29 protein-coding genes are annotated in these 26,984 nt (G+C 62.8%); 17 read left to right on the forward strand and 12 right to left on the reverse strand.

What is annotated here, in order from left to right; genetic code table 11:
* Window positions 1-71: 71 nt before the first annotated feature.
* Genes NKH33_RS02295 through NKH33_RS02305 form a run of 3 tightly spaced genes read right to left on the reverse strand, consistent with a single transcriptional unit; the run spans window position 72 to window position 2,427 of the window.
* Complete coding sequence (locus NKH33_RS02295) at window positions 72-617, reverse strand: flavin reductase family protein (protein WP_352472898.1); 546 nt, start codon at window positions 615-617, stop codon at window positions 72-74.
* The gene (locus NKH33_RS02300; protein WP_352472929.1) at window positions 617-1,711 is read right to left on the reverse strand and encodes an LLM class flavin-dependent oxidoreductase; all 1,095 of its coding nucleotides are present in this window, start codon (window positions 1,709-1,711) and stop codon (window positions 617-619) included. The genes NKH33_RS02295 and NKH33_RS02300 overlap by 1 nt, the downstream gene beginning before the upstream one ends.
* The gene (locus NKH33_RS02305; RefSeq protein WP_352472897.1) at window positions 1,711-2,427 is read right to left on the reverse strand and encodes a GntR family transcriptional regulator; all 717 of its coding nucleotides are present in this window, start codon (window positions 2,425-2,427) and stop codon (window positions 1,711-1,713) included. Before NKH33_RS02305 ends, NKH33_RS02300 begins: the two co-directional genes overlap by 1 nt.
* Window positions 2,428-2,642: 215 nt before the next feature.
* Between NKH33_RS02305 and NKH33_RS02310 the strand changes: the two genes are divergently transcribed.
* Complete coding sequence (locus tag NKH33_RS02310; RefSeq protein WP_352472896.1) at window positions 2,643-3,134, forward strand: hypothetical protein; 492 nt, start codon at window positions 2,643-2,645, stop codon at window positions 3,132-3,134.
* Window positions 3,135-3,177: 43 nt separating this feature from the next.
* On the opposite strand, the gene NKH33_RS02315 is transcribed toward NKH33_RS02310, so the two are convergent.
* From NKH33_RS02315 to NKH33_RS02335, 5 genes are all read right to left on the reverse strand, one after another.
* Window positions 3,178-3,396: a hypothetical protein gene (locus NKH33_RS02315; protein ID WP_352542035.1), complete on the reverse strand. Its 219-nt coding sequence runs from the start codon at window positions 3,394-3,396 to the stop codon at window positions 3,178-3,180.
* A 3-nt stretch (window positions 3,397-3,399) separates the two neighbouring features.
* Complete coding sequence (locus NKH33_RS02320; RefSeq protein ID WP_352472894.1) at window positions 3,400-3,579, reverse strand: hypothetical protein; 180 nt, start codon at window positions 3,577-3,579, stop codon at window positions 3,400-3,402.
* Window positions 3,580-3,704: 125 nt separating this feature from the next.
* Window positions 3,705-3,863: a hypothetical protein gene (locus tag NKH33_RS02325; RefSeq protein WP_023716639.1), complete on the reverse strand. Its 159-nt coding sequence runs from the start codon at window positions 3,861-3,863 to the stop codon at window positions 3,705-3,707.
* A 148-nt stretch (window positions 3,864-4,011) separates the two neighbouring features.
* Complete coding sequence (locus NKH33_RS02330) at window positions 4,012-4,449, reverse strand: GFA family protein (RefSeq protein WP_352472893.1); 438 nt, start codon at window positions 4,447-4,449, stop codon at window positions 4,012-4,014.
* A gap of 25 nt (window positions 4,450-4,474) precedes the next feature.
* A complete protein-coding gene (locus NKH33_RS02335) occupies window positions 4,475-4,693 on the reverse strand; it encodes a hypothetical protein (RefSeq protein WP_352472892.1) in 219 nt (72 codons plus the stop codon).
* Between the two features lie 134 nt (window positions 4,694-4,827).
* Between NKH33_RS02335 and NKH33_RS02340 the strand changes: the two genes are divergently transcribed.
* Window positions 4,828-7,128: an FdhF/YdeP family oxidoreductase gene (locus tag NKH33_RS02340; RefSeq protein WP_352918085.1), complete on the forward strand. Its 2,301-nt coding sequence runs from the start codon at window positions 4,828-4,830 to the stop codon at window positions 7,126-7,128.
* Between the two features lie 66 nt (window positions 7,129-7,194).
* Here the strand turns inward: NKH33_RS02340 and NKH33_RS02345 are convergent, their stop codons facing one another.
* Both NKH33_RS02345 and NKH33_RS02350 read right to left on the reverse strand, forming a co-directional pair.
* The gene (locus NKH33_RS02345) at window positions 7,195-7,554 is read right to left on the reverse strand and encodes a response regulator (RefSeq protein ID WP_352918086.1); all 360 of its coding nucleotides are present in this window, start codon (window positions 7,552-7,554) and stop codon (window positions 7,195-7,197) included.
* Entirely contained in the window at window positions 7,551-10,655 is a 3,105-nt protein-coding gene (locus NKH33_RS02350; RefSeq protein ID WP_352472889.1) for a CheR family methyltransferase, read from the reverse strand. Before NKH33_RS02350 ends, NKH33_RS02345 begins: the two co-directional genes overlap by 4 nt.
* Window positions 10,656-10,821: 166 nt before the next feature.
* On the opposite strand from NKH33_RS02350, the gene NKH33_RS02355 reads away from it, so the two are divergent.
* Together NKH33_RS02355 and NKH33_RS02360 are read left to right on the forward strand one after the other, a co-directional pair.
* Window positions 10,822-11,019 (forward strand): hypothetical protein, encoded by a 198-nt coding sequence (locus NKH33_RS02355; protein ID WP_352472888.1) that lies wholly within the window; start codon window positions 10,822-10,824, stop codon window positions 11,017-11,019.
* Window position 11,020: 1 nt separating this feature from the next.
* Window positions 11,021-11,617: a response regulator gene (locus NKH33_RS02360; RefSeq protein WP_352472887.1), complete on the forward strand. Its 597-nt coding sequence runs from the start codon at window positions 11,021-11,023 to the stop codon at window positions 11,615-11,617.
* Window positions 11,618-11,641: 24 nt separating this feature from the next.
* Here the strand turns inward: NKH33_RS02360 and NKH33_RS02365 are convergent, their stop codons facing one another.
* Window positions 11,642-11,911 carry a hypothetical protein gene (locus NKH33_RS02365; RefSeq protein ID WP_352472886.1) on the reverse strand — a complete coding sequence of 90 codons (270 nt, stop codon included), beginning with the start codon at window positions 11,909-11,911 and terminating at the stop codon, window positions 11,642-11,644.
* 272 nt (window positions 11,912-12,183) lie between these two features.
* On the opposite strand from NKH33_RS02365, the gene NKH33_RS02370 reads away from it, so the two are divergent.
* The 9 genes from NKH33_RS02370 to NKH33_RS02410 all read left to right on the forward strand — a co-directional run bounded on the left by NKH33_RS02370 (window position 12,184) and on the right by NKH33_RS02410 (window position 21,447).
* Complete coding sequence (locus tag NKH33_RS02370; protein WP_352472885.1) at window positions 12,184-13,290, forward strand: NAD-dependent epimerase/dehydratase family protein; 1,107 nt, start codon at window positions 12,184-12,186, stop codon at window positions 13,288-13,290.
* The gene (locus tag NKH33_RS02375) at window positions 13,287-14,366 is read left to right on the forward strand and encodes an NAD-dependent epimerase/dehydratase family protein (RefSeq protein ID WP_352918088.1); all 1,080 of its coding nucleotides are present in this window, start codon (window positions 13,287-13,289) and stop codon (window positions 14,364-14,366) included. Before NKH33_RS02370 ends, NKH33_RS02375 begins: the two co-directional genes overlap by 4 nt.
* A complete protein-coding gene (locus NKH33_RS02380; RefSeq protein ID WP_352472883.1) occupies window positions 14,363-15,655 on the forward strand; it encodes a TIGR04295 family B12-binding domain-containing radical SAM protein in 1,293 nt (430 codons plus the stop codon). Before NKH33_RS02375 ends, NKH33_RS02380 begins: the two co-directional genes overlap by 4 nt.
* Window positions 15,640-16,740 (forward strand): glycosyltransferase family 4 protein, encoded by a 1,101-nt coding sequence (locus NKH33_RS02385; RefSeq protein ID WP_352918090.1) that lies wholly within the window; start codon window positions 15,640-15,642, stop codon window positions 16,738-16,740. The genes NKH33_RS02380 and NKH33_RS02385 overlap by 16 nt, the downstream gene beginning before the upstream one ends.
* 2 nt (window positions 16,741-16,742) lie before the next feature.
* Entirely contained in the window at window positions 16,743-17,873 is a 1,131-nt protein-coding gene (locus tag NKH33_RS02390; protein WP_352472881.1) for a CgeB family protein, read from the forward strand.
* Window positions 17,870-18,964, forward strand: coding sequence for a CgeB family protein (locus NKH33_RS02395; protein ID WP_254818801.1), 1,095 nt, complete (start codon window positions 17,870-17,872; stop codon window positions 18,962-18,964). Before NKH33_RS02390 ends, NKH33_RS02395 begins: the two co-directional genes overlap by 4 nt.
* Window positions 18,961-20,070, forward strand: coding sequence for a CgeB family protein (locus tag NKH33_RS02400; protein ID WP_352472880.1), 1,110 nt, complete (start codon window positions 18,961-18,963; stop codon window positions 20,068-20,070). The genes NKH33_RS02395 and NKH33_RS02400 overlap by 4 nt, the downstream gene beginning before the upstream one ends.
* Window positions 20,071-20,093: 23 nt before the next feature.
* Entirely contained in the window at window positions 20,094-21,140 is a 1,047-nt protein-coding gene (locus tag NKH33_RS02405; RefSeq protein WP_352472879.1) for a UDP-glucuronic acid decarboxylase family protein, read from the forward strand.
* A 109-nt stretch (window positions 21,141-21,249) separates the two neighbouring features.
* Entirely contained in the window at window positions 21,250-21,447 is a 198-nt protein-coding gene (locus NKH33_RS02410) for a hypothetical protein (RefSeq protein ID WP_352542038.1), read from the forward strand.
* Here NKH33_RS02410 and NKH33_RS02415 read toward each other — a convergent pair.
* Window positions 21,384-23,129, reverse strand: coding sequence for a hypothetical protein (locus NKH33_RS02415; protein WP_352918091.1), 1,746 nt, complete (start codon window positions 23,127-23,129; stop codon window positions 21,384-21,386). The genes NKH33_RS02410 and NKH33_RS02415 overlap by 64 nt on opposite strands.
* 239 nt (window positions 23,130-23,368) lie before the next feature.
* Between NKH33_RS02415 and NKH33_RS02420 the strand changes: the two genes are divergently transcribed.
* Genes NKH33_RS02420 through NKH33_RS02435 form a run of 4 tightly spaced genes read left to right on the forward strand, consistent with a single transcriptional unit; the run spans window position 23,369 to window position 26,983 of the window.
* Window positions 23,369-24,472 (forward strand): inositol-3-phosphate synthase, encoded by a 1,104-nt coding sequence (locus tag NKH33_RS02420; RefSeq protein ID WP_352472877.1) that lies wholly within the window; start codon window positions 23,369-23,371, stop codon window positions 24,470-24,472.
* Window positions 24,469-25,065 carry a histidine phosphatase family protein gene (locus NKH33_RS02425; RefSeq protein ID WP_352472876.1) on the forward strand — a complete coding sequence of 199 codons (597 nt, stop codon included), beginning with the start codon at window positions 24,469-24,471 and terminating at the stop codon, window positions 25,063-25,065. The genes NKH33_RS02420 and NKH33_RS02425 overlap by 4 nt, the downstream gene beginning before the upstream one ends.
* 14 nt (window positions 25,066-25,079) lie before the next feature.
* The gene (locus NKH33_RS02430; protein ID WP_352472875.1) at window positions 25,080-26,183 is read left to right on the forward strand and encodes a CgeB family protein; all 1,104 of its coding nucleotides are present in this window, start codon (window positions 25,080-25,082) and stop codon (window positions 26,181-26,183) included.
* The gene (locus tag NKH33_RS02435) at window positions 26,183-26,983 is read left to right on the forward strand and encodes a nucleotidyltransferase family protein (RefSeq protein WP_352472874.1); all 801 of its coding nucleotides are present in this window, start codon (window positions 26,183-26,185) and stop codon (window positions 26,981-26,983) included. Before NKH33_RS02430 ends, NKH33_RS02435 begins: the two co-directional genes overlap by 1 nt.
* The last annotated feature ends 1 nt before the right edge of the window (window position 26,984 follow it).

Here is a 26,984-nt window from a genome sequence, read left to right on the forward strand (position 1 = left end):
CCCTTTGATAGTTCGTCCATGATCGGGTTCGATCTAAAATTGCAATCGCCGCGCCGCCGCGTGAACGGCGGTTAGTTGGCATCATCTCCTACTGTCAGGAACCGCCCATGCGCGTAGAAGACCGGCGATCGATGAGCGCGGTCCAGCGCAACGCCCGACACGATGCCGATGACGATCATGTGCGATGCCCGCACGATGATTTCGGCCACCCGGCATTCGAATATTGCCCGTGCGCCGACAAGCAAGGGCGCGCCGGTTTCGCCACGCACCCATGATCCGGACGAGAACCGCGCGGCGCCCTTGGCTTTGGTCATGCCGCCAAAGGCACGTACAACGTTCTCCTGGTCGCCGGCGGGAAGATTGACCGAAAACGGCAAACCTTCGTGAATGACCGAGGCAAAGGTGCTGCCGCGGTTGACACAAGCCAGCAGCGACGGCGGCTCGGCGCTGAACGAGCAGAGAGCCGTCGCCGTGATGCCGCAAAAACCGATCTCGTCATGTTCCGACGCGAGGATGGCGACCGAGCCCGCCACGGCCCGCATAGCCTGCTTGAACGCGCGCGGATTGATGGAGTCGTGCCCATCCACCCACGGCGTCGGAATGGCGGCCGCCGGCATCAATTTACTCGAAGCCCGGCCTGGCGCATCAGCGGCAGCACGCGGTCGCAGAAGAAGGGCAATTCGTAGGTGTAGTTGACGAATGTGAGGGCGGCGCCGGAATAACCCTGTTCCATGATCTCGGTGAGGTCGTCGACGATCTTTTCCGGCGTGCCGATGAGCGGGAACGTCCCGGCACCACCGGCGAACCTTTGCCGATATTCGGTGAAAGCCTTCGCATCGTGCGAGTTCGCGAATTCCTTCTTCTTGCGCATGTGCTCGTCGACCGCACCCTCGTCCGCGCATTCCAACGCGTAGTGCCGGTAGTAATCCTCGGCTTCCTGCTGGGTCTCCCGGCAGACGACGTGACAAACTGTACAGACGCCGACTTCGCGCCCGACTTCGGCCGCGCGGTTGGTGATGTCGACCACATGCGCACGGCCGTCGGCAATTTCGGAAAACGTCGAAAACAGATAATCGCAGTGGCGCGCTGCGTAGTTGCGCCCCGGCGCGCCGAAGGCGGCGTTCATGGTCACCGGTCGCGGCGCCTGCAGGCTTGGCGGCCGGCTGACGACCCCCTTCAGATCATAGAACTCGCCGCCGAAGTCGAACGGCTCCCTCGATTGATAGGCACGCACGATGATGTTGATCCATTCCTCCGCTTGATCGTAGGTTCGATCGCCGACCGTCTGCCCGAACATCGCGAACTCGTCGGGGTTCCAGCCGCAGACAATGTTCAAGCCGGCCCGCCCATTGGAGATGTGGTCGACCGTCGCCAGCGCTTTTGCAGCCTGCAGCGGATGAACCAGCGGCACATGCACCGTCATGAACAGGCCGATGTTTTCCGTGGCGACAGCAAGGCCCGCCGCCCAGGTGAAAGTCTCGAACGACCATTCCCGCACATGCGTCAAACCGCCGAAGCCGCGCCAGCGGGCGATCGGCAGCAGAAACTCGAGGCCGGCGCGGTCGGCGATGCAGGCGGAATTGAGGTTGTCCTCCCAGCGGGCACGCCAGCGCTCGGGGACGGTAGTCATTGCCAGGCCGCCATCGGCGTTCATTGAAAATACGCCGAGCTTGAACCTGTTCGGCCCTTTCAGCGGGTGCTGCTTCCTGATCATGCTTTCCCCTGCCGCGACATGCCCTCACCTTCACCGTTGGAGTTTTGAAACGGTGGGCTAAGCTTCATGAAACGCTCCTCGGCGTTCTGAATGAAGTGGGTCATGCGGTCGTAAGCGGCGACGGCGTCGCGCTTGACGAATGCCTCATAGATTGCGCGCATGCCGGCAACGATGACGGCCTGCGTCGGCTGGTGCGACAGCGTCCTTAAGCGCACGACGAGCACATGGTCGGCGAACCTTGCAATCGTTTGGGAAAGGCGCTCGTTCTCGACGGCGCCGAGCCAACAATTCCTGAATGCCGAATTGGCCTGGAAAAAGCGGTCGGCATCGCCGGCGGCGGCCGCAGCCTCGGCCTCCCGAAGCGCGGCTGCCAGGGTCTTGAGGCCAGCGGCGTCAAGTGTCCGTGCCGCGTGCGCGGCGGCCCGTGGCTCAAGCAGGCGGCGGACCTCGAAGATGTCGGCGACATCCGTCGCGGTAAGCGTGGGCAGGGTGAAGCCGCGTGTCGTGCCGACGAGATAGCCCTCATGCACCAACTGCATCAAGGCGTCACGGACAGGCATTCTGGAAATGCCGAGCTGGGCGGCAATATCGACATCGACGAGCTTCTGGCCAGGCGCCAATTCGCCATGCTGTATCGTCAGCCGGATTTGTTGATAGACCTGGGCACGCAGATTGCCATCGCCAACCCGTTTGAGCTCTATCGTTTCCGTCATCCACGCCTTCCCATGCGAAGATTTCGTATATTGTTTGAGGCTGTGTTCTCGCAGTCGTGCCGTTTGAAATGCAGCCACGTGTCGGCAGAAATCCACCTATCAGCCATGTTCCCGGCTCAAGTGGAGCATAGGCTGGATCACCTGGCAAGATGTTTTAAGTTTATAATGTATACTGTTTGAGTTCGCTGTCCGGAGGGCAATGGATCGCGCCATCCGTGCTGCCGCGCCGCGCCACGGCGGGGACAGCTAACGATCCGCGCGGTTCGGTAAAAAACGTACAGACGTTTTTCCGTGACACATCGAAGTTGACGGATTTAACTAAAATTACTTGCGATCTGCGCGCGCCGGCACGCCCACCCCGATCCCTCGCCGGTACGCATTACTGGATCGCCCGCCGTATCGAAAGGTGCGGCGGGCTTTTCGTTTCGTTTGGCGGGGAGGCGCTTATGCGAGACTTGCCCAGGAATATCGACGCCGACGTCGTGATCGAAATCAGCAAGCTGCTCGACGACCGGGCGAAGTCCGTGCCGGTGCCGGTGCACAAGCTGGCGGCGATGATCCGGCTGGGCGTCGAGACGCGTCTGACCGATCACTCCATCGAAGAACTGATCGTGGAGATGGCCGCGACGCGGGGGCTTCCGATGCTGTTCGACTTGCCGGTGGTCGACAACGTCGTGCCGATTGCCTCGGCGCGCCGTCCCCGCTGACACTTCGCTCGAACCTCACCGATCGTCGCGTCGCCGGCCGACTTCACTTGTCCTGATGCGCGGACCGGGTGTCGCCTTTCTTTTCGGGGTCGTGGGTATGGTGGCTGTCGTGTTCGCCGCCGCCGCCGGAAACCTTGCTGTGGCTGCGACGGTCGGAGTCGGCCGGCGGCTTTTCGACGCTCAGCGGCTTCTTGGCGTTTTCGTGCGCGGCGCCGGGACCGCCCTGGCGGATGCTGGCAGGAGTCTTCTTCGACGTGGACATGACCTAGCGATCCTGGACGTTGCCTTGATGGGTGGTGTTGACCTTCGTATTGCCTTGCTGGCCCTGCTTGTCGGGATCCGGAACGGCTGATTGCGGTGCCTGGTCGGCTGCTACCGGTTTTTTGTCACCGGTGCCCTTTGGGCTCAGGTTCTTCGGCGGCACAGGGGGAGGTTTTGTGCTCATGGCGTGTCTCCTTCCGTCACCCAAACAAGCGGCTCGGGAGAAAGGTTCCCGATGGCCCGGTCCGAACGGCAATTGCCGCGAATAGCCGGGCCCGCAGGCGGTGGCTTGGCCGGCGGGATCCAGGATTATTTCTTGATGATGTTTCCGTTGTTCAGATCGAAGGCCTGGGCACCGAACGCCTGCCTGAAGAAATCCTCCTGCAGATCGCCCCATTCGCCAAGATAGGCGCCGCAATTGCTGCAATAGATCGGCGTCGAATCCTTCGGGTTGTCGGGAATTTCCATCAGGATCGTCCCGCACGCCTTGCAATCGAGCTTGTCATCCAAACGGCGGCCCATTGGCCTATAATTGCGCGTTTTCGGCCGCGCGCCAATTGTCGTATTCGTACGAAACTGCGAACGGTACGTTTTCCACCTCCAAGCGGGCAGCAGGCTAGCGGTCCGCCGGATTTCCGAAAGCGGGATCGCGCCGCCTCGAATACCTTCCCACCCGCGGCAGCTCGTCTGGAAAGTCGACCCAGGGAAGCCTCATGTCCCAATATGCGTGGGCCTGCGGCGGAAACCGTTCGGGGTGGTCGAGAAAGCCGATCGACAGATAGAGTTCGTCGGGCAGGCCCTGGTCGACATAGCCGATCGATGTTCCGCAATCCGCACAGAAGGACCGGAGCACGCCGGGGGTTTTCGAAAAGGTCTTGGGCGTGCCGGTGAGCAATGTGAATTCGGAAGGCCGATAGCCGACCCACACCGTTAGCGGGCTTCCTATCGCCTTGCGGCAGTCGTCATCGTGATCGGAGCAAATCCAGAACGGCTCGCCGCGCATCTCCGCCGTTATGGCGCCGCAAAAACAGGACCCCGTTTCAGTTCGTGGCATTACCTGCCTTCATTGCTGACCTCACTCATTGCTGGCCTGGCATTTCGGTATTTTCCTTGGGGTTCTTCTTGATGCCGGCGGCAGGCGAGGTATCGGCCGGAGCATTGCCACCCTGGTTCTGTTCAGGGGCTCTTTTGAGCGGCGAAGTTCGCCAGCCCATATCGCCGTACAAAAAGCCGATGAGAAAGCCGACGATGATGATGGCCGAAATCACCATCGCAATTAACGCGTTACGTCGCTCCATTTCGCGCGGCTCCTTTCTTCGGGCCGAACAAACGATGGCGGAAATGGTTCCGGCGAGACGGTACGGACCCGGCCCGGAACATTCAGCCTTACGGCGGGTTCTTATGCATGCTCTTCTTACAGGGAGTGGCTCGCATGAAACCCGCCGTAACCGATCGCATCGAAACCAAGAAATACGACCACCCGACAGGCGGCTGGGGATCGCTCAAATCCCTGGTCCGCAAGGCGCGCGGCGAAGGCCTGCTGTTGTCCGGGATATGGAGCACGCTGCTCAAGCAGAACAAGGCCGACGGCTATATGTGCGTGTCTTGCTCATGGGCAAAGCCAGCCCAGCCGAGGCCTTTCGAATTCTGTGAAAACGGCGCCAAGGCGACGATGTGGGACCAGACCAAGCTGCGCTGCGAACCGGCTTTCTTCGCCGAGCATTCGGTGACGGAACTGCTCGATTGGCCGGACCACGATCTTGAGAAGCAGGGCAGGCTTACCGAGCCCATGCGCTACAATGCCGCCACCGACCGTTACGAGCCGGTTTCCTGGGACGATGCATTCCGCGACATCGCTGCCGAACTGCGGCGGCTCGATCCCAAATCGGTGGTGTTCTACACGTCCGGCCGGGCCTCGCTCGAGGCCTCGTTCGTGTACCAGCTTTTTGCGCGGATCTATGGCTCTTCGAACCTGCCCGATTCGTCCAACATGTGTCACGAATCGACCTCGGTCGGCTTGCCGGAATCGATCGGTTCGCCGGTCGGGACCGTGCAGCTCGAAGACTTTGCGAAATGCGACATGATGTTCTTCTTCGGGCACAACACCGGGGTGACGGCGCCGCGCCTGCTGCATCCGCTGCAGGAGGCACGTCAACGCAACGTGCCCGTCTTCACTTTCAATCCCTTGCCCGAGCGGGGACTGAAGCGCTTCAAGAATCCGCAAAACCCCCTCGACATGCTGTCGCCCGGACCGGGTACCAAAATGTCCAGCGACTACTTCCAGGTTCGTTCGGGCGGCGATATCGCCGCGATGACGGGTATCGCCAAGGCGTTGCTGGCGCTCGACGACGACGCCCGCGAAAGCGGCAGGACGCGTGTCCTCGACACGGCTTTCATCGCCGAACACACGCATGGCTTCGCCGAATTCGAAGCCTTCCTGCGCAAAACCCAGTGGAGCGATATCGTCGCGCGATCCGGCATTGCGCAGACCGACCTGGAGCATGTCGCCGAGGTCTACAGCCATGCCAACGCGGTGATCGGCAATTACGGCATGGGCTTGACCCAGCATCGGCACGGCACCGAGAACGTCCAGATGCTGTGCAACCTTTTGATGCTGCGCGGCAATATCGGAAAACCCGGCGCCGGCATTTCGCCGCTGCGCGGCCATTCCAATGTCCAGGGGCAGCGCACCGTCGGCATATCGGAAAAACCCGAGCTCGTCCCGCTCGACAAGTTCGCCGAATTCTACGCCTTTGAACCGCCGCGCGAAAAAGGTCTCGATACGGTCGAAACCTGCGAAGGCGTCATCGACGGATCGGTCAAGGGCTTCGTCGGGCTCGGCGGCAATTTCGTGCGGGCCGTGCCGGAAACCGGCCTGGTCGAGAAAGCCTGGCGTGGGCTCGACCTGCATGTCGAGATCGCGACCAAGCTCAACCGCAGTCACCTGGCCGCCGGCCGGGCAACCTATTTGCTGCCTTGCCTGTCACGGCTGGAAAGAGACCATCAGGCAAGCGGCGACCAAAGGGTGTCGGTAGAGGATTCCACCGCCTGTATCCACGGCTCGTTCGGATCGCGACCTCCGGCTTCGCCGCATCTGCTTTCAGAGCCCAGGATCGTCGCCGAACTCGCCAAGGCCACGGTGCCGGGCAGGAGTTCGATCCCATGGGATGAGTGGGTTGGGGATTATTCCCGCATCCGCGACGAAATCGAGCGCTGCTACCCCCAACATTTCCGCGACTTCAACGAGCGTTTCCTGACGCCCGGCGGCTTCCATCGCGACATCAAGGCGAGCAAGCGGGTGTGGGAGACGCCGAACAAGAAGGCCAATTTCAAGCTGCCAAGTGGCCTTGAAACCGATCCCGACATCGATGTCGCCGGCGATGATGTGCTGACACTGATCACGGTGCGCTCCAACGACCAGTTCAACACCACCGTCTACGGCTACAACGACCGGCTGCGCGGCATCAGCGGCACACGTATGGTGCTGTTGATGAATGAAAAGGATATCCAGCGCCTCGGTTTGAGCGCGGGACAGGAGGTCGATCTCGAAGCCAACGCGCGGGACGGTGTGGGGCGCCGCGTGCACGGACTGCGCATCACGCCTTACTCGGTGCCGGAGGGAAATTGTGCCGGTTACTACCCCGAGCTCAACCCGCTGGTTCCTTTGTGGCACAGAGCCGAGAGGGCTCATGTTCCGGCGGTCAAATCGGTACCGGTGCGGATATTGCCATAGGCGTTCGTCGTTCGCGGCAGGCACGCACCACGCCGATGTGACCTGGCGCGACTTTCAATCGCGATCTCAGCCGGCTCGCGCGAGTTCATCCACGGCATTCAGGATCGCACTCTGGCTCGCCGGCTTCTGCACCATCCTGCAAGCGCGGAACCCGGCTGGAATTTCGCGTTCGCCATACCCGGAGAGGAAGGCGAACGGAACACCGCGCATCCGTAACGCTTCCGCGATCGGATAACTGGTCTCGTCGTTCAACTGGATATCCAGCAACGCGGCGTCGATCCCGCCTTCGCCAACGAGCCGGAGTGCCGCCGTTACCGACGAAACAGGTCCAACCACCTGATGGCCGGCTTTGCGCAGGTAAGCCGCCGCGTCGTCGGCGATCAGCCATTCGTCCTCGACGATCAGCACACGCATCTTTCCGGTCACGACGAGCCCTCACGGGTCAGAGGGAATGCGATTTCCGCCTCCAAACCATTTGAGTGGAAAGTTGTTTCAACCTTTCCGCCCAGCCGGTAGCCGATTTCTCCGCGCAGAAGGGTAAGGCCGAAGCCGCTGTCGGTTGGCTCCTTGATGCGGGGGCCGCCCTTCTCGCGCCAAGTGAGCCTGAAGGTTCCGTCCGCCACCGACCATTTCACGACTATCCGCCCGGCAGGTTTCGAAAGGGCGCCATATTTAGCGGCATTCGTCGCCAGTTCATGGATTGCCATGCCGAAGGAAAGCCCTTGTACCGGCTTGAGGCTCACCCGTTTGCCATGGAGTTCGAACCGTTCGGCCCCGAAGGGATCGAGTTCCTGGCGCAGCAGTTCCTCGACGGAAGCTTCGGTCCAGCTTTCTCGCGAGAGCAGACTGTATGCTCGTGACATCGCCTGCAGGCGGCCGATCAAGGCGTCGGCGAACTCGTCTTTCGACGCCGAGTTTTCACGGGTCCGGTTGGTGATGCTGGCGACGACCGCCAGCATGTTCTTGACGCGATGGTTCAGCTCCGAGATGAGCACCTGCTGACGCTCTTCCGCCTGCGCCAGCGTCGTCACGTCGATCATGGTCACGACCACGCCTTGGACGCCGCCGCTCTTGTCCCGATAAGGGTTGATGCGAACCAGGTGAAACCGGCCGTTGTCATCGCGCGCAAGGTGATGGTTCAGGGTCTCTCCCGTCTCGAACACCGCCTGGATGTGCCGCTTCAACTCGGGGTAGTCGAGTCGGCTCGAAAGATCGGTCAGCGGGCGGCCGACATCGGACGGACGCAAGTTGAAGAACGACGACGCGGCGGGAGTAAAGGTCCGCACCACAAGGTTGCGGTCGAGGAAGATGGTGGCGATTTCCGTGCTTTCGAACAAGTTTCTGAGATCGCTGTTGGCGCGATCGAGTTCCTCTATCTTGCCGGTCAGCTCCGCGTTGATGGTGTTTAGCTCTTCATTGAGCGACTGCATCTCCTCCTTCGAGGCCTCAAGCTCCTCATTGGTCGACTGCGCCTCTTCATTGACGGAGACGAGTTCCTCGTTCGAAGATTTTACTTCCTCCAGCGCGGTTTCGTATTCCTCGATGGTCGATTGCAGCCGCTCGCGTGTGTCGCGCAACTCCCGCTCGAGATCGGCCGCGTCGTCGGTGCCGCGGCTTTCGTGTGCCGGCTCGGAGCGGATCTGGGACTGTCCCACCGGATTGAACAGGACGAGGTAGAGGGGCTCGCCATTACCGCGTTCCGTGTATGGCTCGACCGTCAATGTAATGAACTGAAGCTGTTCGTCGTCTTCCTCGACCGCTATATTCTCCCGCACGACCGTGCGGCGCGTCGTGGCTGCTTCCCGCAACGCGGCGCGCAGTTCCAGTCTCAGCCCGTGGCGGGCCTGGGTCAGCAACTGCCGGCTCGGGGCGCCTTGCGGCGCTTCCAGATATTTGCCCGTCCGCGCCGAATAGTAGACGATGTCGCCATCGCCATTGACCAGAACGTGAGGCGGGGCGAACCGCTCCAGCACCTGAGCCTCGATCGCCTGGCGCAGTGAATGGCTGGTCGCATCCTTCTTCGAGCCGCCGCGTCCGACCGGAAGGGCACCCGTGCGGCCATTGCCGATCAGGACCGGCGGCCGCGGCGTGGCATGTTCCCGCGCCTGGAATATCCGCTGCTTCTTGTCGACCGTGGCGAACAGGTCACCGTGCTGACCGATGGTTTCCGAGGTCCCGAGGAACAGATAGCCGCCCGGGCGCAGCGCGTAGTGGAAGATCGGGATGACCCGGTTCTGGATCTGCGGGCCGAAATAGATCAGCAGGTTGCGACACGAAATCATGTCGATGCGCGAGAAGGGAGGGTCGCGGATAATGCTGTGCGGCGAAAAGATGCACAGTTCGCGCACCTCCTTGCCGAGCACATAGCTCTCGCCGTCACTGTGGAAAAAGCGTTGCCTGCGCTCGGGCGAAAGCCCGTGCAGCAGCGCTTCTGGATAACGTGCCGCACGCGCCACCGCGAGCGCCGGCTCATCGATGTCGGTCGCGAATATCTGGACGCGCGGCTGCGCCGAAAGTTTCTCCATGCGCTCGCGCATCAGCATGCCGATCGAGAACACCTCCTCGCCGGTGGCGCAGCCGGGCACCCACACACGCACCGCATCGGAGGCGTTCTTGCCTTCGAAAATCTGCGGTATGATCTTGTCCTCCAGCAATTTGAACGCGTCGGCGTCGCGAAAAAAGCTGGTGACGTTGATGAGGAGGTCCCGAAACAGCTTCGCCACCTCGTCCGGATCCCTTTTCAGCCGTTCTGTGTAGGTGGTGATCGACTGCAGCTGCGTTATCTGCATGCGCCGCTTTACGCGACGCAGGAACGTCTTGGCCTTGTAGCCGGAAAAGTCGTGACCGGAATGGCTGCGCAAAATGGTGTAGATTTCATCGCGGGCTCGATCCATCTCGGCCTTGTGTTCGTCGTCTGCTTCGGTCAGGCCGTTCAGCACGTCGAAACCGCGGACAAACGCCTGAAGCTTTGCACCGATCTGCTCGGCGGGCGCCGCTATGTCGATCAGGCCGCTCGAAATCGCGCTCTGCGGCATGGCTGGATTGCGCGGGCCGGAACCGTTGGAGGCCTGGGCAATGGTCAGCCCGCCATGCTCCTTGATTGCCCTGGCGCCGAGCGTGCCGTCCGAATCGCCACCCGACAAGATAATGCCGACGGCATACTCGCCCTGGTCCTCGGCCAATGCGCTGAAGAAGATATCGATCGGCTTGCGCTCGCGGCTGAACGTGTTCGGCCGGCGCAGCGAAAGCGCGCCCTTACGGATGGTGAGAACGACGTTTTGCGGCATCACATAGACCTGGTCGGGTTGGACCGCTGCCCCCTCCTCGGCCACCAAGACCGGCATTTCGGTGTAACGTCGGATGACCTCGTGCAGCAGGCTTTCCCGCTCCGGGCTGAGGTGCGTGACGACGACGAACGCCATGCCGGTGCCGCCGGTCATTCCCTTGAACAAGCCCTCCATCGCCGGAATGCCGCCGGCCGATGCACCGACGCCGACTATGGGAAATCTGCCATTCTGGGATGCCACGCCAAGCCCCTGGTAACAGCCGCGAACACAAAGCCGTCAAATCGGGCCTCAGACCCTAATCACGCCTCAGACTAAGACCGGGCCGAGCCTGAGGCCAGTAAATAGTCCAGTAACGGAACAAAGCACCGCGGCTGGGCATTAACATTTGACTTCGGAGGCGGTTCCAATGGCAAGACGACCACCTGAAATAAAGCCGGCCAAGCGAATCCTGTTGCCCTCGCCGGATCTGACCAAGTTCCCGGTATCTGAAAACATCCCGCCTCGCCTGCTCGCGCTCGCGGAACGGTTGCAAGAGGTCCTGGCCCGCCATTTTGCGGAAGTCCGCGCCGACAGCCGTAAATCCCGCAGGAAGAAGGAACAATGAGGTGCGCGACCTGCAAGGCTTGCATATCCTGATCGTCGAGGACGAATGGATGCTGGCGGGCGATCTTGCACGTTACTTCAGCAAGATGGGCGCCGTGGTGCTTGGCCCGGTGGCGACGGTCGAACAGGCATCAAAACATACGGACGAGGCGGAGGCCGCGATCCTGGACGTCAATCTCAACGGACGACGGGTATTCCCGATCGCCGACGAGTTGATGCGCCGTGGCGTGCCGTTCGTGTTTTTCAGCGGCGACGAAGACATCGTTATTCCTGAGCGCCTTCGCTATGCCAGCAGCCTCCGAAAATCCTCGAACGGCCAGGCTGTCTTCGATGCTCTCTTCCCAGCCGAGACGTCGGCATCGAAAGGAGGCCGATCGTCGGAGCCCTCGGACGACGTATTTTCGCTGCTGCCCAAGCTCAGGCTCGCGGCGCGCCTGCTGCTGGGAGATGTGGAGGCCTCCGACCGGCTGGTCGAGCGAACGCTCGAACAGGCCATCGGCGAAATCGACAAGAGACGATCCGGCTCCTCCACGGAGGACTGGCTCAACGGCATCATGCGAAACATCGTCAGGGCACGCGGGCCAAACCTGCTGCACTGACCGTGGCCGCTGTTTGCCGCGATCCTACTTCCGGCTGCGTTCGACGAATTTGTTGAAGCGGCTGGTCTTTCCGCCGCTGGTCTCATCCTGGTAGAGGAAGGCCAGTTCGTTCTCATCGAAGATCCTGAAGAACTCGTCCCATTCGACAGGCTCGAACGTCTCTTCAGGCTCGCCGAAGTCGATGCGCAGTATGCCTCCCTCGCCCTTGGTGCGCACCACCGCCGGTCGCCCGTCGCGGTCCTCGGCCCAACGGCGGATTTCGTCGTGATCGGTGGTCGTCCTGGATTCAGACATCGCAATCTCCCTTCGATTCCACCGCAGGCCGCGAGATCTCACGCGTTGCTCCGGTCTGCCCTCACACAACCAGCAGATGCATTGCTGCCCGGCATGTGCGCGCGGTTGGTTGATTATGGCTCCTAACACCAAGCGCGCTTCGATGTTCCCGTGCCCAGCCCGAGGCGGGGTCGCTTTCGGAGCGCAGCGTTCCGGGAACTTTGTTGAAGCAAGGGAACAAACCTTTCGCCCGGAAGTTTGGGGCGGCAAAGCCATTCGTATGAGGAGTTGTCGTGAAACGTATACTGGTCACGGGAGGCTGCGGTTTTATCGGCCGCCACGTCGCCCAGGAACTCGTTGAACATGGCTATGGGGTTTCAATTCTCGATGCGCTGCTGGACCAGGTGCATGGTGGCGAGGCAATCAGCCTGCCGCCAGGCGCCAAGCTGATCAAAGGCGACGTTCGCGATCGCGACGCCATCTCAGAGGCGGTCGACGATGTCGACGCGATCATTCACCTGGCGGCTGAAGTGGGCGTCGGCCAGTCCATGTACGAGATCGCCCGCTATGTCGGCGCCAACGACCTCGGCACCGCCACGTTGCTGGAAGCGCTGATCAAACGCCCGATCGAACGGATCGTCGTTGCTTCGTCGATGAGCGTCTATGGCGAGGGTCTCTATGCGACGCCGGACGGCCGGCGCATCGACAATGCAAGACGGCAGCCGGACGATATCCGCAGCGGCCAATGGAATCCCCTGTCCCCGGAAGGTGAAGTCCTGTCGCCGCTGCCGACCGACGAACAGAAACCGGTCGATCTCGCCTCAATTTACGCGCTGACGAAATACGCCCAGGAACGCGCCGTACTGATCTTCGGCGAAGCCTATGGGGTCGATGCGGTGGCGCTGCGCCTGTTCAATGTCTTCGGCGCCGGACAGGCGCTCTCGAACCCGTATACCGGCGTCCTCGCGAACTTCGCCTCGCGCATCGCCAACGGCCAGCGGCCGCTGATCTTCGAGGACGGCGAACAGCAGCGCGATTTCGTGCATGTACGCGACGTCGCCCGCGCCTTCCGGCTGGCGCTGGAACAGCCGCAGGCACGCGGCCACGTCATCAACATCGGCAGCGGGCGAGCCTACGCGGTCAGCGATGTCGCCCGGCTGCTCGCCGAAGCGATGGGCGTGCCTGGCCGCCAGCCGGAAATCCTCGGCAAGGCACGCTCCGGCGATATCCGCAATTGCTTTGCCGACATCTCCAAGGCGCGCGAACTGCTCGGCTTCCAGCCGCAGTACCGGCTGGAGCATTCGCTCGGCGATTTCGTCGCCTGGGTGCGCAACACGGTCGCCATCGATCGCAGCGCCGAGATGAAGCGGGAACTCGAAGCGCGAGGGCTGGTATCATGAGACCGGAGTCACCCGATTTTCGCGAAATGCCCATCGCCATTATCGGCGGCAGCGGCTTCATCGGCTCCAACCTCGCCGACAGCCTGTTGTCGGATGGCGAACTGGTGCTGGTCATCGACAACCTGAGCCGTCCCGGCGTCGAGCAGAACCTGGAATGGCTGACGCAAAAGCACGGCAGCCGCCTGACCATCGAAATCGCCGATATCCGCGACGCCGAGGCGCTCGCGCCGCTGGTGGCGCGTTCAAAGGCGGTTTTCCACTTTGCAGCGCAGACCGCCGTCACCACGAGCCTGGTTCGACCGGACGAGGATTTCGACGTCAACCTGCGCGGGACGTTCAACGTCCTGGAAGCCGCTCGCCGCAGCGGCAAGCGCACCCCCGTCGTTTTCGCCAGCACCAACAAGGTCTATGGCCGCCTTGCCGATCTCGCCATGCGCGAAGAGGACGGCAGATACGCGCCTCGCGACGCGGCCGTCCATGCGCACGGCATCGACGAGACGCGCGGCCTCGATTTCTGCACGCCCTATGGCTGCTCCAAGGGCGCGGCGGACCAGTATGTCCTCGACTACGCCAAGTCATACGACCTGCCGACGGCGGTGCTGCGCATGAGCTGCATCTATGGACCGCGCCAGTTCGGGACGGAGGATCAGGGCTGGGTCGCCCACTTCCTGCTTAGCGCCTTCTCGGACCGGCCGATCACCATCTATGGCGACGGCAAGCAGGTGCGCGACATCCTCCACGTTGCCGACGCGGTCGCGGCCTATCGCGCCGTGCTCGACCGGATCGAGGAAATCAGCGGCCAAGCATTCAATCTCGGCGGCGGACCACAAAACGCCGTCAGCCTGCGCACGCTGCTGAACGAGATTCGCGACATAACGAAACGGGACGTTCCGATCCGTTACGACCGCGAACGCACCGGCGACCAACCGTTCTTCGTCGCCGACACACGCGCGATCGAGGCGGCGCTGGGATGGAAAGCGCACGTCCCGTGGCAAAACGGCATCCGCGACCTCGCCGACTGGCTGCAGCGTCATCGCCTCGACCCGCATCCCGAACCGGCGAGGTACGTGGCATGAGGGTCGCTCTGGTCAATCCGTCCTGGACGTACCAGGACAGCATCTATTTCGGCTGCCGCCAGCCGCATCTGCCGCTCGAACTCGGCTATTCGAAAGCGCTGCTCGACGCCGCCGGCCACGAGGTGCTGATGCTGGACGGGCAGATCCAGAAGCTCGACAACGCCGCGCTCGCCGATCGCGTCGCCGCATTCGAGCCTGACATGACCGTCGTCAGCACCGCGCCGACCTACCTGTTCTGGCGCTGCGCACCGCCCGAGTTGCGGGTGCCGGCCGATTTCCTCAATCATCTTGCCGGGTGCGGCGGTCGCACCGTCGCCGTCGGGCCGCATGGCTCGGCGACGCCGACGCCGACTTTGCGCAAGCTAGGCGTCGACATCGTCGTGCGCGGCGAATGCGAGGAAGTGGTCGCGGAACTTGCCCGGCGCGACGACTGGAGCGCGGTGCCGTCCACGGCCTATTTCGAGGATGGAGAACTGGTCTCGAACGGCGGCGTGCATGCGAGCTCGTTCATCGATCACCCGCCGCTCGAATGGCCGTCGGACTGGATTGCCGCGCATTCGCACCACCATCATCGCTTCGACGACAACCAGGTCGGCTTTGGCGCGGAGGTCGAGGCGTCGCGCGGCTGCCCGTATAATTGCAGCTTCTGCGCCAAGATCGATTTCCGCGATGCCTACCGCCGCCGGAACCACGAAGCAGTGATCGCCGAGATCGACCGGCTGATCGCACAGGGTGTCGGCTACATCTACTTCATCGACGAGATCTTCCTGCCGCAAAAGGCATTGCTGGAGGCGCTGGTCGATCGCGATGTGAAGTTCGGCGTGCAGACCCGTATTGACCTCTGGAAGCCGGAATTGCTGAAGCTGCTCGGTGCCGCCGGCTGCGTCTCGATCGAGGCGGGCCTCGAAAGCCTGACTGTGGAAGGCCGCGCCATGCTGGCAAAACGCTGCCGTTTGGGCACCGAGGAGCTGGCCGCGCTGCTGGTCGACGCAAGGCGCCACGTGCCGTTCGTGCAGGCCAATCTGATCGGCGTGGTCGAGGACGATCCCGCGCTCGTCGATTATTGGCGGAAGCACCTGATCGACAACGGCGTTTGGGCCAACGAACCGGTGCCGCTCTATCCTTATCCGAGTTCGCCGAGCTACCGCGAACTTTGGGGCGAGCCGGACGATCTCGCCTGGGAGCGCGCGCATGAACATTACCTCGCATCCTTCCGAACGTTCAGCGACATCCAGGAGAAGCGTCCGCGTCCGCTGGCTGAATTGGAGGCCACATGTTGCGGACGCTGAGCCCGCCGCGTCGCATACTGATGACCGTCGATGCCGTCGGTGGCGTCTGGCGCTATGCGCTCGATCTGGCCAGGCAATTGGTCGCCGGCGGCGACAGCGTCGTGCTTGCCGGGCTTGGTCCGGAACCGTCCAGGCAGCAGGCGGAGGAGGCCCAGTCATTCGCGGCGCTGACCTGGCTCAACACGCCGCCCGACTGGATGACCCGCAACGAGCACGACCTCGATACATTGCAGCCGGAGCTGCACCCGCTCATACGTGACTACGCCGTCGAAATCGTCCATCTCAACGCGCCGACGCAGGCCGCGGGGCTCGATGTGCCCTGCCCGATCGTGACGGTGTCGCATTCCTGCGTGGTGACATGGTTCCACGCCGTCAAGGGACAGGCGGCGGACGGCGAATGGGCCTGGCAGAAGGACCGCAACCGGCGCGGTTTCGACAAAACAGGCATTGTCGTTGCACCCAGCCGCAGCCATGCCGACATGCTCGAAACCTGCTACGGGCCGATCGCCCGCCTGAGCGTCGTCGGCAACGGGGCGCGGCCCGGCGCGAAGAGCGAAAGACGGGAATCGGTGGTTTTCGCCGCCGCGCGCTGGTGGGACGAAGGAAAGAATGCGGCGGTGCTGGACCAGGCCGCCTCCCTGACGCAATGGCCGGTCTTCGTCGCCGGCTCCTTGCAAGGCCCGGACGGCCAGCATGTTGGCTTCAGTCACGCCGTTCCCGTCGGACCGGTGCCACATGAGGAAGTGCGCTCGCTGATGGCGCGGGCAGGCATTTTCGTATCGCCGTCGCTCTACGAACCGTTCGGCCTGGCCACGCTGGAAGCCGCGATGTCGAAGACGCCTTTGGTGCTCGCGGATATCTCGACCTATCGCGAATTGTGGGACGGGGCGGCCATGTTCTTCGACGCGCGCGATCCGGGCGATCTCGCCAGATGCGTCAACAGCCTTTGCAGCGACGCGCAGCGCCGGCGAGAGCTCGGTGAAGCAGCCGCTCGCCGAAGCCGCAGATTTTCATTGGCAAGACAGGCGACCGCCATGCGCGGCGTCTACGACAAGGCGGCCCTGGCCACCATGGCGGATAATTGATTATGCGATTTTTATTCTACACCCATTCGATCGTTTCCGACTGGAACCACGGCAACGCACATTTCCTGCGCGGCATCATGCGTGAGCTGGTCGCGCGCGGGCACCAGGCTATCGCGCTGGAGCCCGCCGACGGCTGGAGCCGGTCGAACCTGCTGGCCGAGAAAGGGTCCTTCGCAATCGAGCGATTCCGGAAGGACTTCCCCGAGTTGATGCCGGTGACCTACGATGCCGCTTTCGACCACGAAGCCTGGATCTCCGACGCCGATGTGGTGATCGTGCATGAGTGGACCGAGCCGGACCTTGTTGCGCGGCTGGGCAGGGCGAAAGCAACTGGCGGCCGTTTCACGCTGCTGTTCCACGACACGCACCATCGCGCTATCTCGGCCACGCAAGCGATTTCCGCCTTGCGGCTTGAACATTACGACGGCGTGCTCGCCTTCGGCGAGGCGCTGCGGGAAAGCTATCTTCGCGCCGGATGGGGCAAGCGGGTCTTCACCTGGCACGAGGCAGCCGATGACCACCTGTTCCAGCCGCATCCTGAAATCGAGCGTAGTTCCGACCTTATCTGGATCGGCAATTGGGGCGACGACGAGCGCAGTGCCGAAATCAGGGAGTTCCTGGTCGGCCCGGTGCGTGAACTCGGCCTGAGCGGAACCGTCCACGGCGTTCGCTATCCGCGGGAGGCGCTCGCCGACCTTGCGGCCGCCGGCCTGCGCTGCGAAGGCTGGATCGCCAATGCCGACGTGCCGAAGGCGTTCGCGGCGAACCGCATCACGGTTCACATCCCGCGGCGTCCATACCGCGAAAGCCTGCCCGGCATCCCGACCATCCGCATGTTCGAGGCGCTCGCCTGCGGCATCCCGCTCGTTTCGGCGCCGTGGTCCGATGTCGAATGCCTGTTCAGGCCCGGCGTAGATTTTCTGTTTGCAAACAACGGTTCCGAGATGCGGCGTCATCTTCGCGCCGTGCTGCACGACGCGGACCTCGCCGCTTCTCTGGCGACATCGGGCCTCGAGACCATCCGCTTGCGGCACACATGCCGGCACCGGGCGGATCAATTGTTCGGCGTGCTCGCCGAATGCGGGCGCCGCCAAGCCGCCGACACGATCCTTGCAAAGGAGGCCGCCGAATGAAGATCGCATTTTACGGGTCAAGCCTGCTGTCGTCCTACTGGAACGGCGCGGCCACCTATTACCGCGGGCTGCTCAAGGCCTTGGCCAGGCTCGGCTACGACATCACCTTCTATGAGCCCGATGTCTACGATCGCCAGAAGAACCGCGACATCGAGGCGCCGGACTGGTGTGCCGTCGTCGTCTACGAGGCCACTCCGCATGCCATGATGCAGGTGGCGGCGCGAGCGGCGGAGGCAGATATCGTCGTCAAGGCGAGCGGCGTCGGTTTCGCCGACGACGCACTGTTGCGGGCGGTGCTCGATCACGCCCGTGCCGATGCGCTCACCGTATTCTGGGATGTCGATGCGCCGGCGACGCTTGGCCAGTTGCGCGACGAGCCCGACCATCCGCTGCATCGCGCGCTGCAGGAAATCGACCTCGTGCTGACCTATGGCGGCGGCGACCCGGTGGTCTGGGCCTATCGGGCAATGGGGGCGGCCGAATGCGTGCCGATCTACAACGCGCTCGATCCGGAAACGCATCATCCGGTCGGCAAGGACATGCGCTTTGCCTGCGATCTCGCCTTTCTCGGCAACCGGCTGCCGGACCGCGAGGCGCGCGTCGAGGCCTTCTTCCTCGACCCGGCCGGCCGCTCCGCCGATCAGCGCTTCCTGCTCGGCGGATCGGGCTGGGGCGACAAGCAGATGCCCGCCAATGTCCGATGGCTCGGCCATGTCGGCACGCGCGACCACAATGCATTGAACGTCACGGCCAAGGCGGTGCTGAACATCAGCCGCGACAGCATGGCGGCCAATGGCTTTTCACCTGCGACGCGCGTTTTTGAGGCGGCGGGCGCCGGCGCATGCCTCATCACCGACGCCTGGCTCGGCGTCGACCTGTTCCTGAAACCCGGCGAGGAAATCCTGGTCGCGCGCGATGGCGAGGACGTCGCCGAGATCATGCAAAGCCTTAGTGCCGAACGGGCCAAGGCGATCGGGGCATCGGCGCTTCGGCGGGTACTTGGCGAACATACCTATACGACACGGGCCGTTTTGGCCGACGCCATCTTCAGGCGCCATTTCGAGCGTCCGACCGTGGAGGCGGCCGAATGACGAAGCCGCTCGACATCGTCTTTCTTGGCCTGTCGCTCTCCTCATCCTGGGGAAACGGCCATGCCACCACCTTTCGGGGGCTGCTTAAAGGTCTCCACGAACTCGGCCACCGCGTCACTTTTCTCGAACGCGACGTGCCGTGGTACGCAAGTCACCGGGATCTGCGCGATCCCGATTTCTGCGCCTTGCGCTACTATGAAACGATCGATGATCTTCGCCGCAATTTTGCGCGCTGCCTGCGCGATGCCGATATCGTGGTCGTCGGCTCCTTCGTTCCCGAAGGCCCTGAAATCATCGACGTCGTGGCATCGTTGTGCACGGGTCAGTTCTGCTTCTACGACATCGACACTCCGATCACGCTGGCAAAGCTTTCGACCGATGATTGCGAGTACATTGCCAGGCGGCAGGTCCCGTATTTCGACGTCTACTTCTCCTTCACCGGCGGGCCGACGCTTGCCCGTCTAACGGCGGAATTCGGCGCGAGGCGGGCCGAGCCGCTCTACTGCTCCGTCGACCCGGAACGGCATCACGGAACCGGTGATCCAATCCGCTGGGATCTCGGCTATCTCGGCACCTACAGCCCCGACCGCCAGGCGACGCTGGAGGCCCTGCTGTTCGAACCGGCGCGTCGCATGCCAGAGCGCCGCTTCGTCGTGACAGGCTCGCAATATCCGCGCGAAATCGCCTGGCCGGACAATGTGGATCGCATCGAACACCTGCCGCCGGCAGATCACGCCGCCTTTTACAGCCGCCAACGCTACACGTTGAACGTCACGCGCAGTTCCATGATCGCGGCCGGATGGTCGCCCAGCGTGCGCCTCTTCGAGGCAGCCGCCTGCGGCACGGCGATCATCAGCGATAGCTGGGCCGGACTGGACAGCCTGTTTCCAGAGCGGACGATCCACACGGCTCGCAGGACCGAGGACGTAGTCGGTATCCTGTCCGGGGAATCCGACGGCGCCCGGCTTGCCATGGCCAGGCAGGCGCGCGTGCTCATCCTCGCAGCTCACACAAGCATCGCAAGAGCCCGCGAATTCGTTTCGCTGCTGGCGCAGGCCAAATCGCCAGGTTCTGTTCTCGATCTGGACGTCGAGAGCGCAGCATGACCCGCAGACGGGAGAAGATAGAGATGCAGCTATCAAGAAAGGCGCAACGGACCAAGACCGTGCTTGTCGCCGGCGGCGCAGGTTTCCTCGGTTCGCATCTTTGCGAGACAATGTTCCAGGCCGGCTGGCGCGTGATCTGCGTCGACAATTTCCTTACCGGCCGCATGGAGAACATAGCATCGATCGCCGATCGTCCGGATTTTCGGCTGATCAAGCAAGACATTTGCCGACCGTTGGAGCTTGGCGAACCGGTTGACCGCATCTTCAACATGGCGTGCGCGGCCTCGCCGCCGCGTTACCAGGCCGACCCGGTCCATACGACGCGGACTTGCGTCATCGGAACGCTCAATCTGCTGGAGCTCGCCGCCCGCAATGGCGCCCGGTTCCTGCAGGCGTCCACCAGCGAAATTTACGGCGATCCCGAACAGCATCCGCAGAAGGAAGACTATGTCGGCCACGTGAACTGCATCGGGCCCCGCGCCTGCTATGACGAAGGCAAGCGCACCGCCGAAACCTTATGCTTCGATTATTTGAGAATGGGAAAGGCCGATATCCGTGTCGCGCGCATCTTCAACACCTATGGTCCCAGGATGGACCCTGCGGACGGACGGATCGTTTCCAATCTGATCATGCAGGCACTCGAGAGACGGCCGCTGACGATATTCGGCGACGGGCTGCAGACCAGGTCGTTCTGCTACGTTTCCGATCTGGTCGACGGCTTGATCCGGCTGATGGAGGTCGATCCCAATCCACGCCAGCCGGTTAATCTGGGCAATCCGGGGGAGTTCACCATCCTGCAACTGGCGAGCCTGGTGAGAGGCATGACCGCAACCAAATCGGGCCTGAAATTCCTGCCGCTGCCGCAAGACGATCCTCGTCGTCGGCAACCCGACATTTCCCGCGCGAGAAAGCTTCTCGGCTGGTCGCCAAAAGTGCCGCTCAGGCAGGGTTTGATGCACACGATCGGCTATTTTGCCGAGCTTGAGACGGCGCAGATGATCGACAGAAGACGTCGAATTGCCGCCACCGTGCGTTCTGCATCAGGCCGGCTGCAAAACCTGCCGGCCTGAGGCGAGGAGCGTCTGGCCGCTGTATGATCGCGCGGTCGTTTCGGATTTGGTCACTTTTTCTCGTCGCGGGAACAACCCGTCCAGCTTCTGGTTCTGCCAAGGTACCGGCATGGAGACGACTGTGCATCCGAAGCGATCCGCCAAAGACATCGAACAAATGGCCGCAAAGGAGACGGCTGCCTTCCTGCGGCGCGCCTCTATCACCTATCTGGAATGTTGTGTGAGCCTGATGATGACGCATCTTCAGCGCGAGGAGGTAGCCGCCATCCTCGAAAAGGAAGCGGATATGCTGCGCCGGCTGGATTGATCGGGCTCGAAGGGCCGCAGGTCGCCTTGGCTTTCCAGGAAACGAAGCAGCGCGGCAGCGTAACGTCTTGCCGCGGCCGCCAGCCGGATCTGTTCCCGATCATCGCCCGATCGCTCAGCCATGCTCCACAAGCCAAGCTGGAAGGCGAGATAGCAGGGCTCGTAGTAGTGGACCAGTTTGGCATCGACGGGACGAGACGTAGTCGCCTCGACAGCTTTGCACAGTGCCGCAGTCGCCGCGTCGGAGAGGCTGTACTCGACACGGGCGCCGGCAATGTCCCAGGCGATGTCCTGGCAGCCGATCAGATCGTGCGATCGGCAATGGTCGAGGGCGTCCGTCTTGATCAGCGTTCCGCCGCGCGAAAGGATGAACTCCCACGGATGAAGCCGCCCGTCGATTTCGACCCGCTGCATGGTCTTTGGTGAAGCCTGTTTCGAGAACCAGTTCCGCAGCTCCGCCGCGCGGCTTTCGCCCAGCGCCTCGCTGGTATTCCGCACGGCCATGTCGGCAAGCGCCTCCAGCGAGGCACCCGGCCCGGAGGCGGGCAGATTGGCTGCGCGCCAGGCGAGATAGCGCGCCAGATGAGCGACCATTTTTTGTTTCGAATGCCTTGCCCGCTCCAGCGTTGCACCGTCGCTCCAGCGTTCGACGAGAAAGCCATGGCACAGCCCGGCAATTTCCGGGCCAAAGCCTGCGTCATGCAGCCTCCTGGCAGTCTCGGCCTTGTGCATTCCGATTTCACCGAGGCCGACGAATTTGACCGACCATTTTTCCCGGCCCGCAGAAGCAAGAAACTTTCGCCGCTCTAAGCCGCGGTGGACGGGTGGCCAATGATCCTGCGAGCCATAATGCAAGCGACGCCACTCTCCGGCGGATATTTCCATCAGGCTGACCGCTGTGCGGCCGATCGTCCTGGCCACCCAATCCCGCAGCGCCGGCAGAGCGGATCCCGCGGGGAAAGTCCGTTCGAAATCCGCGGTGTGTTTTTGGCAAACCGTCCATGCCTCACGGATGTCCGCCGATGCCTCGGGACCCGGCCCACCCGAATGGCTGGGGAACAGATGGATGCGCCCGGCATCGATATCCAGCGCTTGCAGCCATGCGACGACGGCGTGAAACGAGCTGCCGGACAGGCCCGGGCCCTCATCGACGACAGCGAAATGGGCCGATGGCCTTGTCCTCCAGCCGCCGATCAGTTCCGGATCGGCGGCAAGCCGCCTGCGAAACGGATGACCGATCGGACGGACACCGACGGGTGCCTGTGCGCCGATGGCTGCAGCCACCATCGCTGCAAGCCCCAGGCCGATGCTGCGGATGCCGATTACGCATGTGTTCGCATCGAGACCCGACTGCCGCGCGGCGACCAAATAGCTTTCCGGATAGAGCGCGTAATGGGCGTAGCCCTCGGCCGTGCCGATGAGGATTTCGCCGTCGCAATCGAGTTCGGCCAGCATTCGCGGCACGTCGGCATCGATCGGGCCGTCGACGGCGAATCCGGCCCTCCACGATCTGCCCACGTCCCGGGCCAAGCCGACCAGGAGATTTGCGCCCGCGATCCGCTGTCGGGAATTCCTGTCCATGCCGTTGGCCTCGAATTCAGCATCGGCAAGGCCCCGGACCAATTCCGAGGTCTTGATGAACAGGCCGACCAGGGCTGCGTGGCGTTCGATCCCGCTGGGCATGTCCGCAATGTGCCCGGCCGCTTCGCAGGCCGAGCTGCGAACATGTCGCGCGCTCTCAATTCGCTTGTGGTCGCCATAGACGATCATTGTCCCGTCCCGGTTGGCCTCACTGCACAACTCGGCGAGCGCTACTTTGATCCACCATCGGTTGCACGATTTTTGCAGCCGGCAAGGAACAATCAGCGAGGCAGGCGGTTTGGCACGAAGAACTTACCTTCAACAGCATAGGCAGCGGTTTCGTGGGATCGAAGAAAGTTCGGATCGGAATAGTCGGCGTCGGCAACTGCGCCTCCTCCCTTGTTCAGGGCATCACCTATTACCGCGACGCAAGAAGCAATGAGCCCATACCCGGGCTGATGCATGCCGATCTTGGCGGCTACCATGTCAAGGACATCGAAGTGGTCTGCGCTTTCGACGTCGCCAAGGGCAAGGTCGGACGCGATGTGGCCGACGCGATCTACAGCGCGCCGAACAATACTTTCCGCTTTGCCAATGTAGCGCCTACCGGCGCCCGCGTCGAACGCGGACCGACGCTGGATGGCATCGGCAAATATCTGCGTGACGAGATCGTGGAGGCCGACGAACCCGTCGCCAACATCAGCAAGATCCTCGCCGAAAGCGGCGCCGAAATCCTGGTGTCATATCTGCCTGTCGGTTCGGAGGAGGCAACGCGCTTTTATGCCGAGTGCGCGCTCGAGGCGGGCTGTGCCTTGGTCAACTGTATACCCGTCTTCATCGCCTCGCGGCCGGAGTGGCGCCGGCGCTTCGAGCAGCACGGCCTGCCGCTGATCGGCGACGACATCAAGAGCCAGGTCGGTGCGACGATCGTCCACCGGCTGCTCGCCAACCTGTTCCGCGAGCGCGGCGTGCGCATCGATCGCACCTACCAGCTCAATTTCGGCGGCAACACCGACTTCCTCAACATGCTGGAGCGCGAGCGGCTGGAATCGAAGAAGATCTCAAAGACGCAATCCGTCACCAGCCAGATCGACGTTCCCCTGGAGCCCGGCAACATTCACGTCGGGCCGAGCGACCATGTCCCGTGGCTGACCGACCGCAAGTGGGCCTATATCCGGGTCGAAGGCACGACCTTCGGCGGCGTACCGCTCAATGCCGAGCTCAAGCTGGAAGTGTGGGATTCGCCCAATTCGGCCGGCGTCGTCATCGATGCGGTGCGTTGCGCCAAGCTGGCGCTCGACCGCGGTATCGCGGGCGCGCTGACCGGTCCCTGCAGCTATTTCATGAAATCGCCGCCCGAGCAGTTCACCGACGCGGAAGCGCGCCAGCGCACGCTCTCTTTTATCGCCGGCAAGGACGAGCCGATGCTCGATGCCGCGGAATGACGACGACGTTCTTTCTGGTGCGCCACGCCGCGCACGACAATGTCGGCTGTTATCTTGCCGGAAGGATGGCCGGCGTTTGCCTCGGCGAAGCCGGCAAGGCACAGGCCTCGCATCTGGCAGACCGCATGGCACGTGAGGCGATAGCGGCAATCTTCTGCAGCCCGCGCGAACGCACGCAGGAGACTGCCAATCCGATCGCGCTCGCCTGCAATGCCGGTGAAATCGCGATCCGCGAGGAGATCGATGAGATCGACTTCGGCACCTGGTCGGGAAAGACCTTCGAGGAGCTGAACCAGGATGCCGACTGGCGGGTGTGGAACGACCAGCGTCAGCAGGCGAGAACACCGAGCGGCGAGACCATGCTGGACGTGCAGCAACGCGTCGTCTCATTGATCGAGCAGGTCCGCGGCACCTACCAGAACCAGGGCGTCGCACTGGTCAGCCATGCCGACGTCATCAAGGCCGCCGTGTGCAAGGTGCTCGGCCTGTCGCTGGGGAACTGCTTTCGCTTCGATATCGACCCAGCCTCGATCACCACGGTTGTTTGGGGGGACTGGGGGTCGAAGCTGATCAGACTCAACGAAGCTGCCTGACGAGGAATTGCCGGATGCGTATGGCTATTTTCGGTCTTACCGTGACATCGTCGTGGGGCAATGGGCACGCCACACTGTGGCGCGGATTGATCCGGGCGATGGCCGGGCTGGGCTGGTCCATCACCTTCTTCGAACGCAACACTCCCTATTATGCCGGGACGCGCGACCTCGATCAGTTGGATGGCGGCAGCATTGTCCTTTATCCGGACTGGCAGGACATCCAGAGCGTTGCCGAGCAGGCGATGAGTGAGGCCGATGTCGTCATCGTCACCTCCTATTGCCCCGATGCCGTGAGCGCGTCGCGCCTTGCCCACCAGGCCTGCCGCGGACTGAAGGTGTTCTACGATCTGGACACGCCGGTGACGCTGGCGCGGATCGAACAAGGTGAGCCTCCGGCCTATTTCGGGCCGGAAGGGCTTCGCGATTTCGATCTCGTGCTGAGCTACACGGGAGGAACCGCGATCGACGCATTGAGGTCGATGCTGGGTGCGCGCCACGTCATGCCGCTCTACGGCCATGTCGATCCAGAGCGACACCGGCCGGCTCCGCCCAGGCCGGAGTTTGCCGGCGACCTTTCCTATCTCGGGACCTATGCGGCAGACCGCCAGGCCGGGGTCGAGAGGCTGCTGGTCAGTCCGGCTGCGCGCCTGCCGGAGCGCCGCTTCATCATTGGCGGCGCACAATATCCGCAGGAATTCCCGTGGAGCGACAATATTTTCTTCGTCCGTCACCTGCCGCCCGCCGACCACCCCGCCTTCTTTTCATCATCACGGCTGACTCTGAATGTGACCCGCGAGGCGATGGCAGAAAGGGGCTGGTGCCCATCTGGCCGGCTGTTCGAAGCCGCCGCTTGCGGTGCCGCGATGGTGAGCGACACATGGCCGGGACTGGAGGCCTTTTTCCGGCCCGGCGAAGAGATCGTCGTGGCGAACAGCACCGACGACGTGGTCGCCGCGCTCGACCTGTCCGACGCCGAGCTTGACGCCATCCGCCGTCGAGCGCGCGAGCGGGTGCTGGAGGAACACACCTCGGCACGGCGCGCGAAGGAATTCGACCGCATCCTGTCCGATGCACTGCACGGCTCCACGCATGGCGAGCCGTTGAAGGAGGCAGTTTGATGTTGGGCATCGTGCCCGCAGCCGGACGGGGAAGCCGCATCCAGCCGCTCGGCTTTTCGAAGGAGCTTCTGCCGGTCGGCAGCCGCATCGACGGCAACACCGAACGGCCTTGCGCGGTCAGCGAATACCTGGTGCGCCGCATGGTGCGCGCGGGGGCCGACAAGATCTGCTTCGTCATCGGCTCGGGTAAGTCGGATATCCTCGAATATTATTCTGCCGGCTATGCCGACGCGACTGCGCTGTTTGTGGTGCAGCCCTCTCCGGTCGGCCTTTGCGACGCCATCTTCCGTGCCGCACCGCTCGTCACAGCCGATGAGACCGTTCTGGTCGGGTTGCCTGATACGATCTGGTTTCCCGAAGACGGCTTCCTGGCCCTCCCGGACGACGGCCTGTCCTTCCTGCTGTTTCCGGTGGACCAGCCGGAGTTCTTCGACGCCGTTGTTGTCGACCAGGACAGCCGGGTGAAGCAAATCCAGGTCAAGCAGCAGAATGCCCAATCGAACTGGATCTGGGGTGCGTTCAAGATGCCCGGCCGCACCCTTCACCAGCTCGCCGCGCTGTGGCGGGAACGGGACCGGTGCGACGAATATATCGGCACGCTGGTCAATGCCTATCTCGCCGCCGGAGGCGATGCCTGCGGCATCAAGGCTGGCACCGCCTATGTCGACGTCGGCACCTTCAACGGCTACCGCACCGCACTTCGCCTGCTTGAAAGCGCCGCCGGTACCAGGGACGATCAAGTCGACATTACGCTGCCCAGCCACCAGCACGTCCCTGTCCTCGCAGGCGAAAGAGGCTAGC

The sequence above is a fragment of the Mesorhizobium sp. M1182 genome (genome assembly GCF_040318335.1).
Taxonomy (GTDB): Bacteria; Pseudomonadota; Alphaproteobacteria; order Rhizobiales; family Rhizobiaceae; genus Mesorhizobium.

Coding starts and splice junctions, on each gene's coding strand:
- NKH33_RS02295 (WP_352472898.1), bottom strand. CDS start 617: ATGCCGGCGGCCGCCATTCCGACGCCGTGGGTGGATGGGCACGACTCC.
- NKH33_RS02305 (WP_352472897.1), bottom strand. CDS start 2,427: ATGACGGAAACGATAGAGCTCAAACGGGTTGGCGATGGCAATCTGCGT.
- NKH33_RS02315 (WP_352542035.1), bottom strand. CDS start 3,396: ATGTCCACGTCGAAGAAGACTCCTGCCAGCATCCGCCAGGGCGGTCCC.
- NKH33_RS02320 (WP_352472894.1), bottom strand. CDS start 3,579: ATGAGCACAAAACCTCCCCCTGTGCCGCCGAAGAACCTGAGCCCAAAG.
- NKH33_RS02325 (WP_023716639.1), bottom strand. CDS start 3,863: ATGGAAATTCCCGACAACCCGAAGGATTCGACGCCGATCTATTGCAGC.
- NKH33_RS02330 (WP_352472893.1), bottom strand. CDS start 4,449: ATGCCACGAACTGAAACGGGGTCCTGTTTTTGCGGCGCCATAACGGCG.
- NKH33_RS02335 (WP_352472892.1), bottom strand. CDS start 4,693: ATGGAGCGACGTAACGCGTTAATTGCGATGGTGATTTCGGCCATCATC.
- NKH33_RS02340 (WP_352918085.1), top strand. CDS start 4,828: ATGAAACCCGCCGTAACCGATCGCATCGAAACCAAGAAATACGACCAC.
- NKH33_RS02355 (WP_352472888.1), top strand. CDS start 10,822: ATGGCAAGACGACCACCTGAAATAAAGCCGGCCAAGCGAATCCTGTTG.
- NKH33_RS02365 (WP_352472886.1), bottom strand. CDS start 11,911: ATGTCTGAATCCAGGACGACCACCGATCACGACGAAATCCGCCGTTGG.
- NKH33_RS02375 (WP_352918088.1), top strand. CDS start 13,287: ATGAGACCGGAGTCACCCGATTTTCGCGAAATGCCCATCGCCATTATC.
- NKH33_RS02380 (WP_352472883.1), top strand. CDS start 14,363: ATGAGGGTCGCTCTGGTCAATCCGTCCTGGACGTACCAGGACAGCATC.
- NKH33_RS02385 (WP_352918090.1), top strand. CDS start 15,640: ATGTTGCGGACGCTGAGCCCGCCGCGTCGCATACTGATGACCGTCGAT.
- NKH33_RS02390 (WP_352472881.1), top strand. CDS start 16,743: ATGCGATTTTTATTCTACACCCATTCGATCGTTTCCGACTGGAACCAC.
- NKH33_RS02395 (WP_254818801.1), top strand. CDS start 17,870: ATGAAGATCGCATTTTACGGGTCAAGCCTGCTGTCGTCCTACTGGAAC.
- NKH33_RS02400 (WP_352472880.1), top strand. CDS start 18,961: ATGACGAAGCCGCTCGACATCGTCTTTCTTGGCCTGTCGCTCTCCTCA.
- NKH33_RS02405 (WP_352472879.1), top strand. CDS start 20,094: ATGCAGCTATCAAGAAAGGCGCAACGGACCAAGACCGTGCTTGTCGCC.
- NKH33_RS02410 (WP_352542038.1), top strand. CDS start 21,250: ATGGAGACGACTGTGCATCCGAAGCGATCCGCCAAAGACATCGAACAA.
- NKH33_RS02415 (WP_352918091.1), bottom strand. CDS start 23,129: ATGCCCAGCGGGATCGAACGCCACGCAGCCCTGGTCGGCCTGTTCATC.
- NKH33_RS02425 (WP_352472876.1), top strand. CDS start 24,469: ATGACGACGACGTTCTTTCTGGTGCGCCACGCCGCGCACGACAATGTC.
- NKH33_RS02430 (WP_352472875.1), top strand. CDS start 25,080: ATGCGTATGGCTATTTTCGGTCTTACCGTGACATCGTCGTGGGGCAAT.
- NKH33_RS02435 (WP_352472874.1), top strand. CDS start 26,183: ATGTTGGGCATCGTGCCCGCAGCCGGACGGGGAAGCCGCATCCAGCCG.